Raw genomic sequence first — 16,517 nt, forward strand, 5'->3', positions numbered from 1 at the left:
AGCAAACCCTTTTCAAAGGCTTAAAATGTTCAGGGTGTTAGGTTCAGCAGCAGGCAGGACCGAAGAAATAGGTAAAAAACAATTTCAAACACTTATAATTTTAAACTTTAACAGGGATTTTCAAATATGGCAAAAGAAACATTTGATCGTTCGAAACCACACGTAAACGTTGGTACTATCGGTCACGTCGATCACGGTAAAACTACGCTTACAGCAGCAATCACCAAAGTTCTTGCATCCAAAGGACTTGCTTCAATGCGCGATTTCTCTTCTATCGATAACGCTCCTGAAGAAAAAGAAAGAGGTATCACCATCAACACGTCGCACGTAGAATACGCTACTGAAAAGCGTCACTATGCGCACGTTGACTGCCCTGGTCACGCCGACTATGTGAAGAACATGGTGACGGGTGCTGCCCAGATGGACGGCGCTATCCTCGTGGTAGCCGCTACTGACGGACCTATGCCCCAAACCCGCGAGCACATCCTTTTGGCTCGTCAGGTAGGTGTACCCGCCCTGGTAGTATTTATGAACAAAGTTGACTTGGTTGACGATGCAGAATTGCTTGACCTCGTTGAAATGGAAGTTCGCGAACTGATGTCCGCTTACTCTTTCCCTGGCGACACCATGCCCGTTATCAGAGGTTCCGCTCTCGGCGCCCTGAACGGCGAGCCGAAATGGGTTGAAAAAGTTGAAGAACTGATGAAGGCTGTGGATGATTATATCCCCCTGCCCGTTCGTTTGATCGACAAAGACTTCCTGATGCCTGTAGAAGACGTGTTCTCGATCACTGGTCGTGGTACCGTTGCTACCGGTAGAATTGAAAGAGGTGTGATCAACACTGGCGATGCCGTAGAAATCCTCGGTATGGGTGCTGAAAACCTTAAATCTACCATCACGGGCGTGGAAATGTTCCGTAAGATCCTCGACAGAGGTGAAGCCGGCGACAACGTAGGTCTCCTCCTCCGCGGTATTGAAAAAGAGCAAATCCGTCGTGGTATGGTTATTTGCAAGCCTGGTTCTGTAAAGCCCCACGCTAAATTCAAAGCCGAAGTTTACGTTCTTTCGAAAGAAGAAGGTGGCCGTCACACGCCATTCTTTAACAAATACCGCCCTCAATTCTATTTCCGCACAACCGACGTAACAGGTGAGTGTAAGCTTCCTGCCGGCGTGGAAATGGTTATGCCTGGCGATAACATCTCCATCGAAGTTGAGCTGATCAACAAGATCGCTATGGAAAAAGGTCTCCGTTTCGCTATCCGCGAAGGTGGTCGCACCGTAGGATCGGGTCAGGTGACTGAAATCCTGGACTAACCTCCAGATAATCAAAGCATAAAGCGTTTCTGAAAATTTTCAGGAACGCTTTTGTTTTCTGGTCCTTTGTTTTACCTTTGCAGTCCTTTTGGGCTGAGGTACATGGGTGCGGCTCAGGAGTTTGAGCGGCTCCGGCTAAAGGAAGGTCAAAAAGGCCAGAATTCGGTATTTTTAAGTAAACGGGTGTAGCTCAATTGGTAGAGTAGTGGTCTCCAAAACCATTGGCTGGGAGTTCGAGTCTCTCCACCCGTGCAAAAAAAGTTTAAAAAAATCAAATGGAGAGGTTAAAGACCTATATCGCAGAGTCCTGGGATGAGATCAAGAACAAGGTTACTTGGTCAAAGTACAGTGAGTTGCAAGGCAGCGCCATCCTGGTGTTGGTAGCTTCCACCATTTTCGCTTTAGTCATATACGCTGTAGACGTGGTTTTCAAATCAGGTCTGAAGTGGTTTTACAGAGAATTTTAATGCAGAAGGTCATGGGCGAACTGAAATGGTATGTGCTCAGGGTCGTCAGCGGCCAGGAAAAGAAGGTTAAATCCTACCTGGAGACTGAGATTGAACGCTCAAAACTCACGGATTTTATCCCGCAAGTTCTGATCCCTTCTGAAAAAGTATACGAAATGAGAAACGGTAAGAAACGGGTGAGAGAAAGAAATTTCTTCCCGGGCTACGTTCTCCTTTCCGCAGATCTCTCGAACGGGGAGGCTCACCACGCTGTCAATAGCATTCCGGGCGTGATTGGGTTTCTCGGTAACAACGGCACCGGGGCTTCCAAGGATCCTGTACCTCTTCGTCAATCAGAGGTAAATAGGATTCTCGGTAAAGTTGATGAGATTGACGAATTCGAGGAAAAACTCGAAACACCTTTTATCAAGGGCGAGTCCGTAAAAGTTATGGATGGACCTTTCAGTGGATTTACCGGCACGGTAGAGGAAATTTTTGAAGACAAAAAGAAACTCAACGTGATGGTGAAGATTTTCGGCCGGAACACACCGGTCGAGTTAAGTTATATGCAGGTTGAAAAGCTAGATTAAGATAACATGGCAAAACAAATTATAGGTTATCTGAAATTACAGGTAAAAGGCGGACAGGCAAACCCTGCACCTCCGATTGGTCCTGCATTGGGTTCCAAAGGTCTGAACATCATGGACTTTTGCAAGCAATTCAATGCCCGTACGCAGGACAAACCCGGACAGGTGTTGCCCGTTTTGATCAGTATCTACAACGACAAGTCGTTCGATTTTGTAATCAAAACTCCTCCCGCCGCAATCCTGATTTTGGATGCAGCAAAAAAACAAAAAGGATCCGCAGAACCGAACCGCACCAAGGTGGGCTCGATCACCTGGGATCAGGTTAAGACGATTGCCGAAACAAAAATGCCCGACCTCAACGCATTCAAAGTTGAGTCTGCCATGAAAATGGTGGCCGGAACGGCAAGAAGCTTAGGTATAACAGTATCAGGAACTCCCCCTTGGGATAAATAATCACAGCGATGGCGAAAATTTCTAAAAACAGAAAAGCAGTCCTTGCGAAATACAATCCTGAGAAGGAGTATTCCCTTGAAGATGCTTCAAAACTTGTGAAGGAAATCACCTTTGCAAAGTTCGATTCCTCCGTTGACGTTGACATCCGCCTGGGCGTGGACCCTAAAAAGTCTGACCAAATGGTGAGAGGTGTGGTAGCGTTGCCCCACGGAATCGGTAAAGATGTACGCGTGTTGGTTCTTTGCACCCCTGACAAAGTTCAGGAAGCCAAAGACGCTGGCGCCGAACACGTAGGCCTGGACGACTTCCTCCAAAAGATCGAAGGCGGCTGGACAGATATCGATGTGATCATCTGTACCCCTACGGTAATGGCAAAAGTAGGTAAGCTGGGTAAGATCCTCGGACCCCGCGGCCTCATGCCCAATCCTAAATCAGGAACTGTTACGCTCGAAGTTGGTAAAGCCGTGAAAGAAGTAAAAGCCGGTAAAATCGACTTCAAAATTGATAAACAAGGTATCATCCACTGCAGTGTTGGTAAAGCTTCCTTCTCGGCCGATAAGATCCGGGACAACGTCGCAGAAATGATCAATGTTATTGCCAAGCTGAAGCCCGCATCAGCAAAGGGTGCTTACTTCCAAAGCATCACTTTGTCGACAACGATGAGCCCGGGTATTACCGTTGACACGAATTCCGTAGCTGGCGTTAAGCAATAAGAACATGACCAGAGAAGAAAAAGCACAGATTATAGACGAACTTTCTGCAAAGTTTGCCGACAACGCCCACTTCTATATTACCGACGCTTCGGGCTTCACCGTAGAACAGGTAAACAATTTTAGAAGAATGTGCTTCAAGAGCGGTGTGGAATACAGAGTGTACAAAAACACGCTGATCCAGAAAGCCCTTGAAAGACAAGAAGGTGTCGACTACTCTCCTTTGTTTGCAACGTTGAAAGGTTTCTCGGGAGTTATCTTCTCCAAAGAAGTCGGCAACACGCCCGCCAAGGTGATCACTGAGTTTCGCAAGAAGCTTGAAGGCAAACCCGTACTGAAAGGTGCATCTATCGAGTCCGCCCTGTTTATCGGGGACGAGAACTTAAAAACGCTGACCGAGCTGAAGTCCAAAAACGAGCTCATCGGCGAAGTTATTTCCTTGCTGCAATCGCCTGCCAAGAATGTTGTCTCTGCGCTGCTTAGCGGCAAGAACACCGTGGCCGGCTTGGTGAAAGCCCTGGAAGAACGCGGAACTAAATAATTATTGAACACAACGAATTAATTAAACTTTACTAAAATGGCCGACATTAAAGCACTCGGAGATCAACTTGTTGAACTCACTGTTAAAGAAGTAAACGAACTCGCTTCTTACCTGAAAGAAACCTATGGCATTGAACCTGCTGCTGCAGCTGTTGTAGCTGGTCCTTCATCTTCAGGCCCAGGTGCTCCCGCCGCTGAAGAGAAAACTAACTTCGACGTAGTGTTGAAGGCAGCTGGTGCTAACAAACTGCAAATCGTGAAATTGGTGAAAGAACTTACCGGCCTTGGCTTGAAAGAAGCTAAAGACATGGTAGATGGCGCTCCCAAAACTATCAAAGAAGGCTTGCCTAAGGACGAAGCAGAAAACCTTAAGAAGCAACTCGTTGAGGCTGGTGCCGAAGTAGAGTTGAAGTAATCTTCTTGACGAAGGGTACCGTCTAACAAACTTCGGTTAGACCCCGTTTCCGGATCGCTGGATCAGGACGGGGTCTATTCCTATTTGTACCTGAACAACTCGCTCTGCCTGAACGACTTGTTTTTTTCTATTGTTCTCCGTCCAGGATCTTAGAACTTAAACGTTAAACACCTTGACAAAGAAGACTATAAACGATAGGATCGATTTCTCTTCAAGCGAGAGAGTCCTTGACTATCCTGATTTTCTGGATCTTCAACTCCAGTCTTTCAAAGATTTCTTACAGATTGAAACGCCTGCCGAGAAACGGCAGAACGAAGGCCTTTACAAGGTTTTTGCTGAGAACTTCCCCATTAGCGACTCGCGCGAGAACTTCGTACTCGAATTCGTAGACTATACCATCGATCCTCCCAAATACAATGTGGACGAGTGTATCGATAGAGGCTTGACGTTCTCCGTACCCCTGAAAGCAAAGCTTCGTCTCACCTGTAACGACGAAGACAACGAAGATTTCGAAACCATCGAACAAGAAGTGTTCCTCGGCAATATCCCGTATATGACCGAGAAAGGCTCTTTTGTGATCAATGGTGCCGAACGCGTTATCGTATCGCAGCTTCACCGTTCCCCCGGCGTGTTCTTTGCCATGAGCAAGCACACCAACGGAACGAAATTGTACTCTGCCCGGATCATCCCCTTCAAAGGATCGTGGATCGAATTCGCGACAGACGTGAACGCCGTGATGTATGCCTACATCGACCGTAAAAAGAAATTCCCCGTAACTACACTGCTCCGCGCCATTGGTTATGGTTCCGATAAAGATATCCTCGACCTCTTCGGCCTGTCTGAAGAAGTGGAGGCGACCAAAAACACCCTCAAGAAGGTAGTAGACCGCAAACTGGCTGCCCGCGTTTTGAAGACCTGGACGGAAGACTTTGTGGATGAAGATACCGGTGAAGTGGTGTCGATCGATCGTAACGAAGTGTTGCTGGAACGCGACCACACCCTGTCGGCCGAAGATGTGGATGTGATCCTGGACAGCGGCGTGAAGTCGATCATCCTGCACCGCGACGATATCAACATCGCCGACTACCACATCATTTTCAATACGCTGGCCAAGGATACTTCCAACTCTGAAAAAGAAGCTGTGGAGTACATATACCGCCAGTTGAGAAATACCGAAGCTCCCGATGAACAAACGGCCCGCGATATCATCCAAAGCCTGTTCTTCAGCGAGAAACGCTATGACTTGGGTGAAGTAGGACGCTACCGGATCAACAAGAAGCTCGGTCTCGACCTCAGCTTCGATCACCGCGTATTGACCAAAGACGATATCATCCTGATCGTAAAATACCTTATCGGCCTCATCAACTCGAAAGCTGTAGTGGACGACATCGACCACTTGAGCAACCGTCGCGTGAGAACCGTAGGGGAGCAGTTGTATTCGCAGTTTGGCGTTGGTCTGGCCCGTATGGCCCGCACCATCAAAGAAAGAATGAACGTTCGCGACAACGAAGAATTCAAGCCCGTTGATTTGATCAACGCGCGCACGTTGTCGTCGGTGATCAACTCGTTCTTTGGAACCAACCAGCTGTCGCAGTTCATGGACCAAACCAACCCGCTGGCCGAGATCACGCACAAGCGTAGAATGTCGGCACTCGGTCCCGGTGGTCTTTCCCGCGAACGCGCAGGCTTCGAAGTTCGTGACGTACACTACACGCACTACGGACGCCTCTGTACCATCGAAACCCCGGAAGGTCCGAACATCGGTTTGATCTCGTCCCTCTGCGTTCACGCAAAAGTGAACAAGATGGGCTTTATCGAAACGCCTTACCGCAAGGTGGAGAATGGCAAAGTGAAAGTAAAAGAGCCCGTGATCTTCCTCACGGCCGAAGAAGAAGATACGCACTACATCGCGCAAGCAAAAGTGCCCATCAAGCCTACCGGCGAATTCCTTGACGAAAAGATCAAGGCACGTTTTGAAGGTGACTTCCCTGTGATCGAGCCGAAAGACTTGCGTTACATGGACATCGCTCCTAACCAGATCGTGTCGGTGGCCGCTTCGATGATCCCCTTCCTCGAGCACGACGATGCTAACCGTGCCCTGATGGGTTCGAACATGCAACGTCAGGCTGTGCCGCTGATCAGACCTGAAGCACCTATCGTAGGTACAGGTTTGGAAGGCCGCGTAGCCCTCGACTCGCGCGCATTGATCCTTGCAGAAGGACCTGGCGTTGTGGAGTTTGTAGATGCGAAGAAGATCACCATCAAATACGAAGTAACGGAAGAGCAACAACTCGCCAGCTTCGACGATGAGTTCAAGACCTATAGCCTGATCAAGTTCAGAAGAACCAACCAGGATACCTGTATCAACCTGACGCCGCTCGTAAGAAAAGGCCAGAAGGTAGAGAAAGGCCAGCCGCTGTGCCAGGGTTATGCAACCCAGAATGGCGAGCTCGCCCTGGGACGCAACCTGCTCGTGGCCTACATGCCTTGGCAAGGTTACAACTTCGAGGATGCGATCGTAATCTCCGAGCGTGTGGTGCGCGACGACGTTTATACTTCGATCCACATCGAAGAATTTGAACTCGAAGTGCGCGACACCAAACGCGGTGAAGAAGAACTTACGTCGGAAATCCCGAACGTGAGCGAAGAAGCCGTGAAGCACCTCGACGAGAACGGTATCATCCGCATCGGCGCAGAAGTAAGAGAAGGCGATATCCTCATCGGTAAGATCACCCCTAAAGGTGAAACCGACCCTACGCCGGAAGAGAAACTGCTCCGCGCCATCTTCGGCGACAAAGCCGGCGATGTGAAAGATGCATCCCTCAAGGCACCCCCGTCATTGAAAGGCGTGGTGATTGAAACGAAACTCTTCTCGCGTCCGAAACGCGATAAGGATGTTCGCACCAAGTCGAAGAAAGAACTGGATGCGCTGAAGAACAAGTACAGCAAGCAATTGGCCGAACTCCGCGAGGAAATGATCAAGAAACTTGCTCACCTGTTGAACGGCAAGACCAGCAACGGTGTGAAGCATAAATTCGGTGATGAACTCATCAGCAAGGGTGTGAAGATCTCTGCGAAAGTGATCGACAACAACCTGTTCCCTGATAAGAATATCTACCGCGACGAAAGCAATTACAACGTTCCTGAAGAAGTGAACCTGATTGCTGACATCAGCCTGGAGAACTGGACCAGCGACGAGCACACCAACGACCTGGTGGCTCAGACGGTGAAGAACTACTTGCTGAAGCGCAACTCGTACGCCGGCGAATTCAAACGCGAACGTTTCACGCTGGAAGTAGGCGACGAACTCCCTACGGGCATCGTGCAATTGGCAAAAGTATATGTAGCGAAAAAGCGCAAGCTTAAAGTAGGGGATAAGATGGCCGGTCGCCACGGTAACAAGGGTGTTGTAGCGCGTATCGTACGCGAAGAAGACATGCCTTTCCTGTTGGACGGAACTCCGGTAGACATCTGCTTGAACCCGCTGGGTGTACCTTCACGGATGAACTTGGGTCAGATCTACGAAACGGTGTTGGCATGGGCCGGCCACAAGCTGGGCAAAAAATATGCAACCCCGATCTTCGACGGAGCAACCCTGGATCAGGTGCAAGCCGAATTGAAAGAAGCCGGCCTGCCGGAATACGGACGGACGTATTTGTACGACGGTCTCACCGGCGAGAAATTCGACCAACCCGTAACGGTAGGTATGGCCTACATGCTGAAGCTCGGTCACTTGGTTGACGATAAGATGCACGCCCGTTCCATCGGACCCTATTCCCTCATCACACAGCAACCGCTCGGTGGTAAGGCACAATTCGGTGGTCAGCGCTTTGGTGAAATGGAGGTTTGGGCAATCGAGGCATTCGGTGCTTCGCACATCCTCCAGGAAATCCTTACCATCAAGTCCGACGACGTGATTGGTCGCGCCAAGGCATACGAAGCGATTGTGAAAGGCGAGAACATGCGCAAACCGAATATTCCTGAGTCGTTCAACGTGTTGGTGCACGAGCTCAGAGGTCTGGCGCTTGAGATCACCATGGATTAAGTCGGAAGGATAACGCATCCGTCCTGTTAAAAATAAAATGTAAGGCCGCTTTGTAAAAGGAGCGGCCCTCACTGAAAACCACAGCTTATGTCTTTCAGAAAAAATAAAAAGATCAACAGCGACTTCTCAAAGATCACCATCAGCTTGGCTTCTCCTGAATCGATTCTGGAAAGCTCGCATGGTGAAGTAACGCAACCCGAAACCATCAACTACAGAACCTACAAGCCTGAAATGGGCGGTCTGTTCTGCGAGCGGATCTTCGGTCCCGTGAAGGATTGGGAATGTCATTGCGGTAAGTATAAAAGAATTCGTTACAAGGGTATCATCTGCGATCGCTGCGGTGTTGAAGTAACCGAGAAGAAGGTTCGTCGCGAGCGCATGGGCCACATCGAGCTGGTGGTACCTGTAGCACACATCTGGTATTTCCGTTCCTTGCCCAACAAGATCGGCTACCTGCTGGGTCTTGCCACCAAGAAACTGGATCAGATCATCTACTACGAACGGTACGTGGTGATCCAACCCGGTATGAAAGAAGAAGATGGCGTGAAGAGACTCGACTTCCTCACGGAAGAAGAATACCTCGACATCATCGACAAACTTCCCCGCGAAAATCAATTGCTGGATGACAACGATCCGAAGAAATTCATCGCCAAAATGGGTGCTGATGCTTTGGAAATGTTGTTGAGCAGAACACAACTCGATACACTTTCTTATGACCTGCGTCACCAGGCCGCTACCGATACGTCACAACAACGTAAGGCAGAAGCGTTGAAGCGTCTGAAAGTGGTAGAAGCTTTCCGCGATGCCCGCACACGCATCGAGAACAAACCCGAATGGATGGTGATCAAGATGGTTCCCGTAATTCCCCCGGAATTGCGTCCCCTTGTACCCCTGGATGGCGGCCGTTTCGCTACGTCGGATTTGAACGATCTGTATCGTCGCGTGATCATCCGCAACAACCGTCTCAAGAGACTCATCGATATCAAAGCTCCTGAAGTAATTCTCCGCAACGAGAAACGCATGCTCCAGGAAGCCGTAGACTCTTTGTTCGACAACTCCCGTAAAGTGAACGCCGTGCGTTCCGATGGAAACCGCGCCCTGAAATCGTTGAGCGATATGCTCAAAGGTAAACAAGGTCGCTTCCGTCAAAACTTGCTCGGTAAGCGTGTCGACTACTCCGGTCGTTCGGTTATCGTGGTAGGTCCTGAATTGAAATTGCACGAATGCGGTCTGCCCAAAGACATGGCGGCCGAATTGTTCAAGCCGTTCATCATCCGCAAGCTCATCGAAAGAGGTATTGTGAAGACGGTGAAGTCGGCCAAGAAGATCGTGGACCGCAAGGATCCTGTGATCTGGGATATTTTGGAAAACGTATTGAAAGGACACCCCGTTCTTTTGAACCGCGCTCCTACGCTCCACAGATTGGGTATCCAGGCTTTCCAACCGAAACTGATCGAAGGAAAAGCTATCCAGTTGCACCCGCTCGTGTGTACGGCCTTCAACGCCGACTTCGACGGTGACCAGATGGCTGTTCACGTTCCCCTGGGACAAGAAGCGATCCTGGAAGCGTCTATGCTGATGCTTTCTTCGCACAACATCTTGAACCCTGCGAACGGCGCCCCGATCACCGTACCTTCCCAAGACATGGTGTTGGGTCTCTACTACCTCACCAAAGGCAGAAAGAGCACGCCCGACAACCTGATCAAAGGCGAAGGCAAGTCCTACTATTCCGCAGAAGAAATCATCGTGGCATTCAACGAAGGCAAGCTGTCCAAGCACGCCAACGTGAAAGTGCGCGCGAAAGTAAGAGATAAGAAAACCGGCGAGCTGAGTACGAAGATGATCGAGACCGTTGCAGGTCGCGTGATCTTCAACCAGTACGTGCCGGAAGAAGTAGGCTTCGTAGACGAACTGCTCACGAAGAAGAAACTTCAAACCATCATCGCCGATGTATTCAAGGCTGCAGGTCAATCCAAAGCCGCGAAGTTCCTCGATGATATTAAAGAACTCGGTTTCCAGATGGCCTACAAAGGCGGTCTTTCCATGGGCTTGAACGACGTGAAAGTTCCGGACGAAAAACCCAAACTGGTAGCCAACGCACAGGAAGAAGTAGACAGCGTGTGGAACAACTACATGATGGGTCTTATCACGGACAACGAGCGTTACAACCAGGTGATCGACATCTGGACCCGTACCAACACGTTGCTCACCAACACGCTGATGAAGCAGTTGGAAGAAGACCAGCAAGGGTTCAACTCCATCTACATGATGATGCACTCCGGTGCCCGCGGTTCGCGCGAACAGATCCGTCAGTTGGGCGGTATGCGCGGTCTGATGGCCAAGCCTCAGAAAAACCTCGCCGGCTCTGTGGGATCGATCATCGAAAACCCGATCCTTTCCAACTTCAAAGAAGGACTGGACGTGTTGGAGTACTTCATCTCCACCCACGGTGCGCGTAAAGGTCTTGCCGATACCGCTTTGAAAACGGCCGATGCCGGATACCTGACCCGTCGTTTGGTCGACGTAGCCCAGGATCTTGTGATCACCGAAGAAGATTGCGGCACACTGCGCGGTTTGAAAGTAACAGCACTGAAAGACAACGAAGATATCGTAGAGCCTTTGTCGGAAAGAATCGTAGGACGTACCACGGTACACTCCATCTACGATCCGCTGTCCGATGAAATGATCTGTGATGCTAACCAAGAGATCACCGACGAACTGGCAAAAGTTATCGAAGACGCCGGTATCGAAGAAGTGGAGATCCGTTCTTTGCTCACATGTGAGTCGAGAATTGGCGGATGCGCGAAATGCTATGGCCGTAACCTGGCTACTGGCAAAATGGTGCAGTCCGGCGAAGCGGTGGGGGTTATTGCAGCCCAATCCATCGGTGAGCCCGGTACACAGCTTACCCTCCGTACGTTCCACGTAGGGGGTACTGCATCGAACATCGCGGTTGAAGCTAACATCAAAGCGAAATTCGCTGGCGTGCTTGAATTCGAAGGTATCCGCGTGATCGAAACCACCGACCGTGATGACAAACCTGTGAAGGTTGTGATGGGTCGTACCGGTGAGATCCGCATCCTGGATAAAGAAAAGAACAGAGTGCTCATCACCAACCACGTTCCTTACGGTGCCTTCCTGAAAGTGGAAGACGGCCAGAAGGTAGAGAAAGGCGACGAGTTCTGCTTCTGGGATCCTTACAACGCCGTGATCCTTTCCGAGTTCGACGGTACTATTGAGTACGAGTCGATCATCGAGGGTATCACCTACAAGGAGGAATCCGATGAGCAAACCGGTCACCGCGAAAAGGTTATTACCGATACGCGTGATAAGACCAAGAACCCGGCGATCGTGGTGAAAGGTAAAACCGACACCAAAGGCTATAACATTCCCGTAGGCGCCCACTTAGCGGTGGATGCTGGCGAGAAGATCAAAGCTGGTCAGGTATTGGCCAAGATCCCTCGTACGATGGGTAAATCAAGGGATATCACAGGGGGTCTGCCCCGCGTAACGGAATTGTTCGAAGCGCGTAACCCTTCTAACCCGGCTGTAGTGAGCGAGATCGACGGCGTAGTGACCTATGGTGGTATCAAACGCGGTAACCGCGAGATCTTCATCGAATCGCGCGACGGTGTTCAGAAACGCTACCTGGTGCCGCTGTCCAAGCACATCCTGGTACAGGACAACGACTTTGTGAAAGCGGGTCAACCGTTGTCCGACGGTTCCATCACACCCTCCGATATCCTTTCTATCAAAGGCCCTACGGCGGTGCAAGAGTACCTGGTGAACGAGATCCAGGAAGTATACCGTCTGCAAGGTGTGAAGATCAACGACAAGCACATCGAGGCCATCGTAAGCCAGATGATGCAGAAAGTGGAGATCATCGATCCGGGAGACACCAGCTTCCTCACAAACGAATACGTAGACAAGCTGCAATTCCGTGAAGACAACGACACGGTGTTGGATAAGAAAGTGGTGATCGACGCAGGCGATTCCCCGAACCTGAAAGCAGGCCAGATCATCACGGCCCGCGAATTCAGAGACGAGAATTCCGTGCTCCGCAGAAAGGATCAGAAATTGGTTGAGGTTCGCGACGCGATGCCTGCCGTTTCCAGACCTACGCTGCAAGGTATCACCCAGGCCTCGTTGAAGACGGAAAGCTGGCTGTCGGCCGCATCCTTCCAGGAAACGACGAAGGTACTCAGCGAAGCCGCCATCCGCGGAAAAACCGACTGGTTGATGGGCTTGAAGGAGAACGTGATCGTAGGTCACCTCATCCCTGCCGGTACCGGTCAGCGCAAGTACAATGACATCATCGTGACCCACAAGGACGAGTATGATGCCATGCAGGCCTCCGCATCGCGCGAAAAGAGCCGCGACCGCGAGAAAGAACTACAGGATTAATGTAGACATACCATAAATCGGGTTGATGCCGTAAAAAGCATCAACCCTTTTTTTATCCCTCTTTATTATGTCCGACGACAAGAACAAACAGCAGCAACAGGCCCAGATCAACATCGAGCTGACAGAGGAAATCGCCGAGGGCGTTTATTCCAATTTGGCCATGATCGCCCATTCCAACAGCGAATTTGTGATCGATTTTATCCGGTTGATGCCGGGAGTGGCCAAAGCGAAGGTAAAATCGCGCATTGTCATCACTCCGGAACACGCCAAACGCTTCCTTTTCGCCTTGAAAGACAATATTGAGAAGTACGAGGCCAGCTTTGGCCCCATCAAGCGAACCGACGATATGCCGAAGTTTCCCATGAATTTTGGGGGTACCGTCGGGGAGGCATAACAGAAAAATAACGCCAAAAGGCTTAAAATCAGGGTTTTTAAAGCGGGGAGGCTGCAAAATTCTTGGAAAAAGGTTTTGTATCCTTTGTTTCTTATGATACCTTTGCAGTCCTAATTTTTGAGAGGTTTATAAAGTAAAATATAAATGCCTACCATTCAGCAACTTGTAAGAAAGGGAAGAAAGAAATTGACGTTCAAGTCAAAGTCACCTGCCCTGGATTCCTGCCCTCAGCGCAGGGGCGTTTGTACACGTGTGTACACAACAACGCCTAAAAAACCTAACTCTGCTATGCGCAAAGTAGCCCGCGTACGCCTCACCAATGGAAAAGAGGTGAACGCGTATATCCCTGGTGAAGGCCATAACCTGCAGGAACACTCCATCGTGCTGATCCGCGGCGGTCGGGTGAAAGACCTTCCCGGCGTTCGCTACCACATCATCCGTGGTGCCCTCGATACGGCGGGCGTGAACGGCCGTAAACAAAGCCGCTCGAAATACGGTGCCAAGAGACCTAAACCGGGAGCAGCAGCTGCAGCCCCTGCAAAGGGCGGCGCTAAGAAAAAATAATCTTTAGAAGCGATGAGAAAGTCAAAACCTAAGAAAAGATACCTGTTGCCCGATCCTAAATTCCAGGATACGCTGGTGACCAAGTTTGTGAACTACCTGATGGAACAGGGCAAGAAAAGCGTGGCCTACACCATTTTCTACGACGCCGTTGAGCAAGTAGAAAAGAAGACCAACGAAAGTGGTCTCGAAGTGTGGAAGCGCGCCATGAGCAACCTGACTCCCGCCGTTGAAGTAAAGAGCCGCCGTGTAGGGGGTGCTACTTTCCAGGTGCCGGTAGAAATCAGACCCGAGCGCAAAGTAAACCTCAGCATCAAATGGCTTATCGACTACGCCCGTCTGCGCGGCGAAAAGACCATGATGGACAAGCTGGCTGCCGAGATCATCGCAGCTTCTAAAGGTGAAGGCGCTGCCATCAAAAAGAAAGACGATACCCATCGCATGGCGGAAGCCAACAAGGCTTTTTCACATTTCAGATTTTAATTAACAGATATACATGGCTAGGGATTTAAGATTCACCAGAAACATTGGTATCGCTGCGCACATTGATGCTGGTAAAACCACCACCACTGAGCGTATCCTGTACTATTCCGGGGTGAACCACAAGATCGGTGAGGTGCACGATGGTGCCGCCACGATGGACTGGATGGCGCAAGAGCAAGAAAGAGGTATCACCATCACTTCTGCAGCCACAACCGTATATTGGAAATACAGAAGCAACGACTACCACGTAAACATCATCGATACCCCCGGGCACGTTGACTTTACGGTAGAAGTGAACCGCTCCCTCCGCGTACTGGATGGTCTCGTGTTCTTGTTCAGCGCCGTTGACGGTGTTGAGCCTCAATCCGAAACCAACTGGCGCCTGGCCGACAACTACAAAGTGGCCCGCATCGGTTTCGTAAACAAAATGGACCGTGCAGGTTCCGACTTCCTCGGCGTTTGCAAGCAAGTGAAAGAGAAGCTCGGCAGCAAGGCTGTAGCCCTCCAGTTGCCCATCGGTTCGGAAGAAAACTTCCGCGGCGTAGTTGACCTGGTCAACAACCGTGGTATCATCTGGAATGAAGAAGACAAGGGCATGACCTACAAGGTTGTTCCCATTCCCGACGACATGGTGGAAGAAGCTGCCGAATACCGCGAGAAATTGCTGGAGTCCGTAGCCGAATACGATGAGAGCCTCATGGAGAAATTCTTCGAGGATCCCAACTCCATCACTGAAACAGAAATTTTGACTGCGTTGCGTAAAGCAACCATCGATATGGCCATCGTTCCCATGGTGTGCGGTTCTTCGTTCAAGAACAAAGGCGTACAAACCATGTTGGACTATGTGATGGAACTCCTTCCTTCACCGATGGACAAAGACACGATCGTAGGTATCAACCCCGATACCAACGAAGAAGTGGCTATCAAGCCCGACGAAAAAGGACCTTTCGTTGCCCTGGCATTTAAAATTGCAACCGATCCGTTCGTAGGCCGTCTGTGCTTTATCCGCGCATACTCCGGCGTATTGGAATCCGGTTCCTATATCTACAACACCCGCTCCGAAGCAAAGGAACGCATCTCCCGCGTATTCCAGATGCACGCCAACAAGCAGAACCAGATCGAAAGACTGTCTGCCGGTGACATCGGTGCCGTGGTAGGTTTCAAAGACATCAAGACTGGCGATACGCTTTGCGATGAAAAGAACAAGGTGGTGATGGAATCCATGGTGTTCCCTGAGCCTGTGATCGGTTACGCTATCGAGCCGAAGAAACAAGCCGACGTGGACAAACTGGGTATGGCCATTGCCAAGCTGGTAGAAGAAGATCCTACGTTGCGCGTAAATACAGATCAGGAAACGGGTCAGACCATCCTGAGAGGTATGGGCGAGTTGCACTTGGAAATTATCATCGACCGTCTGAAACGCGAATTCAAAGTAGAGATCAACCAGGGTGCTCCCCAGGTGGCCTACAAAGAAGCGCTTACCAAGTCGGTTGAACATAAAGAAGTATACAAGAAGCAGACCGGTGGTCGTGGTAAATTTGCCGATATTCTTTTCGAACTCGGACCCCGCGGCGAACTGCAGGAAGGCGACAAGGAAGGACTGGAGTTTGTGAACGACATCGTAGGTGGTGTTATTCCTCGCGAATTCATCCCCGCCATCCAGAAAGGCTTCGAGCAGTCGATGGTGAACGGTCCTCTGGCCGGCTACCAGATCGACAACATGAAAGTAAGATTGTTCCATGGCTCTTACCATGACGTTGACTCCGACTCTTTGTCGTTCGAATTGGCGGCACGCATTGGCTTCAAAGAAGCCGCTAAGAAATGCGCTCCCCAATTGCTGGAACCGATCATGAGTGTGGAAGTGCTCTCGCCGGACGAGTTCACAGGTTCTGTAACCGGTGACTTGAACCGCAGAAGAGGCGTTATGAAGGGCATGGATACCCGCTCGGGTGCCCAGGTGATCAAGGCCGATGTGCCGCTGGCCGAACTGTTCGGTTATGTAACGGACTTGAGAACCATTACTTCAGGACGTGCTTCAGCTTCTTTGACGTTCTCTCACTATGCGCCTGTTCCCAAGAACTTGGCCGAGAAAGTAATTGAAGATGTAAAAGGCGCAGCCTTAGCAAAATAATTTAACGTAAAGGATTTAGACGATTTCCTTAACC

General features: G+C 50.1%; 13 protein-coding genes and 1 tRNA gene. All 14 read left to right on the forward strand.

Translation table 11 applies throughout. The features are described 5' to 3' along the window. Positions 1-126 precede the first annotated feature (126 nt). The 14 genes from tuf to fusA all read left to right on the forward strand — a co-directional run bounded on the left by tuf (position 127) and on the right by fusA (position 16,483). The gene (tuf, locus tag D4L85_RS12025; RefSeq protein ID WP_073133806.1) at positions 127-1,314 is read left to right on the forward strand and encodes an elongation factor Tu; all 1,188 of its coding nucleotides are present in this window, start codon (positions 127-129) and stop codon (positions 1,312-1,314) included. A 179-nt stretch (positions 1,315-1,493) separates the two neighbouring features. Continuing rightward, positions 1,494-1,566 (forward strand) — tRNA-Trp (locus tag D4L85_RS12030). A 23-nt stretch (positions 1,567-1,589) separates the two neighbouring features. Continuing rightward, positions 1,590-1,781 carry a preprotein translocase subunit SecE gene (gene secE, locus D4L85_RS12035; protein WP_119754537.1) on the forward strand — a complete coding sequence of 64 codons (192 nt, stop codon included), beginning with the start codon at positions 1,590-1,592 and terminating at the stop codon, positions 1,779-1,781. Between the two features lie 11 nt (positions 1,782-1,792). After that, complete coding sequence (gene nusG / locus D4L85_RS12040) at positions 1,793-2,350, forward strand: transcription termination/antitermination protein NusG (protein WP_073135097.1); 558 nt, start codon at positions 1,793-1,795, stop codon at positions 2,348-2,350. A gap of 6 nt (positions 2,351-2,356) precedes the next feature. Beyond that, positions 2,357-2,800 carry a 50S ribosomal protein L11 gene (gene rplK, locus D4L85_RS12045; RefSeq protein ID WP_073133804.1) on the forward strand — a complete coding sequence of 148 codons (444 nt, stop codon included), beginning with the start codon at positions 2,357-2,359 and terminating at the stop codon, positions 2,798-2,800. Positions 2,801-2,808: 8 nt separating this feature from the next. Further along, the gene (rplA, locus tag D4L85_RS12050) at positions 2,809-3,513 is read left to right on the forward strand and encodes a 50S ribosomal protein L1 (protein ID WP_119754538.1); all 705 of its coding nucleotides are present in this window, start codon (positions 2,809-2,811) and stop codon (positions 3,511-3,513) included. 4 nt (positions 3,514-3,517) lie between these two features. Next, entirely contained in the window at positions 3,518-4,051 is a 534-nt protein-coding gene (gene rplJ / locus D4L85_RS12055) for a 50S ribosomal protein L10 (protein ID WP_119754539.1), read from the forward strand. Positions 4,052-4,087: 36 nt separating this feature from the next. Further along, positions 4,088-4,465, forward strand: a complete 378-nt coding sequence (gene rplL, locus D4L85_RS12060; RefSeq protein WP_119754540.1) for a 50S ribosomal protein L7/L12 — start codon at positions 4,088-4,090, stop codon at positions 4,463-4,465. Positions 4,466-4,637: 172 nt separating this feature from the next. Continuing rightward, positions 4,638-8,510, forward strand: coding sequence for a DNA-directed RNA polymerase subunit beta (rpoB, locus tag D4L85_RS12065; protein ID WP_073133796.1), 3,873 nt, complete (start codon positions 4,638-4,640; stop codon positions 8,508-8,510). An 87-nt stretch (positions 8,511-8,597) separates the two neighbouring features. Continuing rightward, complete coding sequence (gene rpoC / locus D4L85_RS12070) at positions 8,598-12,914, forward strand: DNA-directed RNA polymerase subunit beta' (protein ID WP_119754541.1); 4,317 nt, start codon at positions 8,598-8,600, stop codon at positions 12,912-12,914. 67 nt (positions 12,915-12,981) lie between these two features. Continuing rightward, a complete protein-coding gene (locus D4L85_RS12075; RefSeq protein WP_119754542.1) occupies positions 12,982-13,308 on the forward strand; it encodes a DUF3467 domain-containing protein in 327 nt (108 codons plus the stop codon). 144 nt (positions 13,309-13,452) lie between these two features. Beyond that, a complete protein-coding gene (gene rpsL, locus D4L85_RS12080) occupies positions 13,453-13,872 on the forward strand; it encodes a 30S ribosomal protein S12 (RefSeq protein WP_073133791.1) in 420 nt (139 codons plus the stop codon). 12 nt (positions 13,873-13,884) lie between these two features. Beyond that, positions 13,885-14,352, forward strand: a complete 468-nt coding sequence (rpsG, locus tag D4L85_RS12085) for a 30S ribosomal protein S7 (protein WP_119754543.1) — start codon at positions 13,885-13,887, stop codon at positions 14,350-14,352. Between the two features lie 13 nt (positions 14,353-14,365). After that, positions 14,366-16,483 (forward strand): elongation factor G, encoded by a 2,118-nt coding sequence (gene fusA, locus D4L85_RS12090; RefSeq protein WP_073133787.1) that lies wholly within the window; start codon positions 14,366-14,368, stop codon positions 16,481-16,483. Positions 16,484-16,517 lie beyond the last annotated feature (34 nt).

It is taken from the genome of Chryseolinea soli (assembly GCF_003589925.1).
GTDB lineage: Bacteria > Bacteroidota > Bacteroidia > Cytophagales > Cyclobacteriaceae > Chryseolinea > Chryseolinea soli.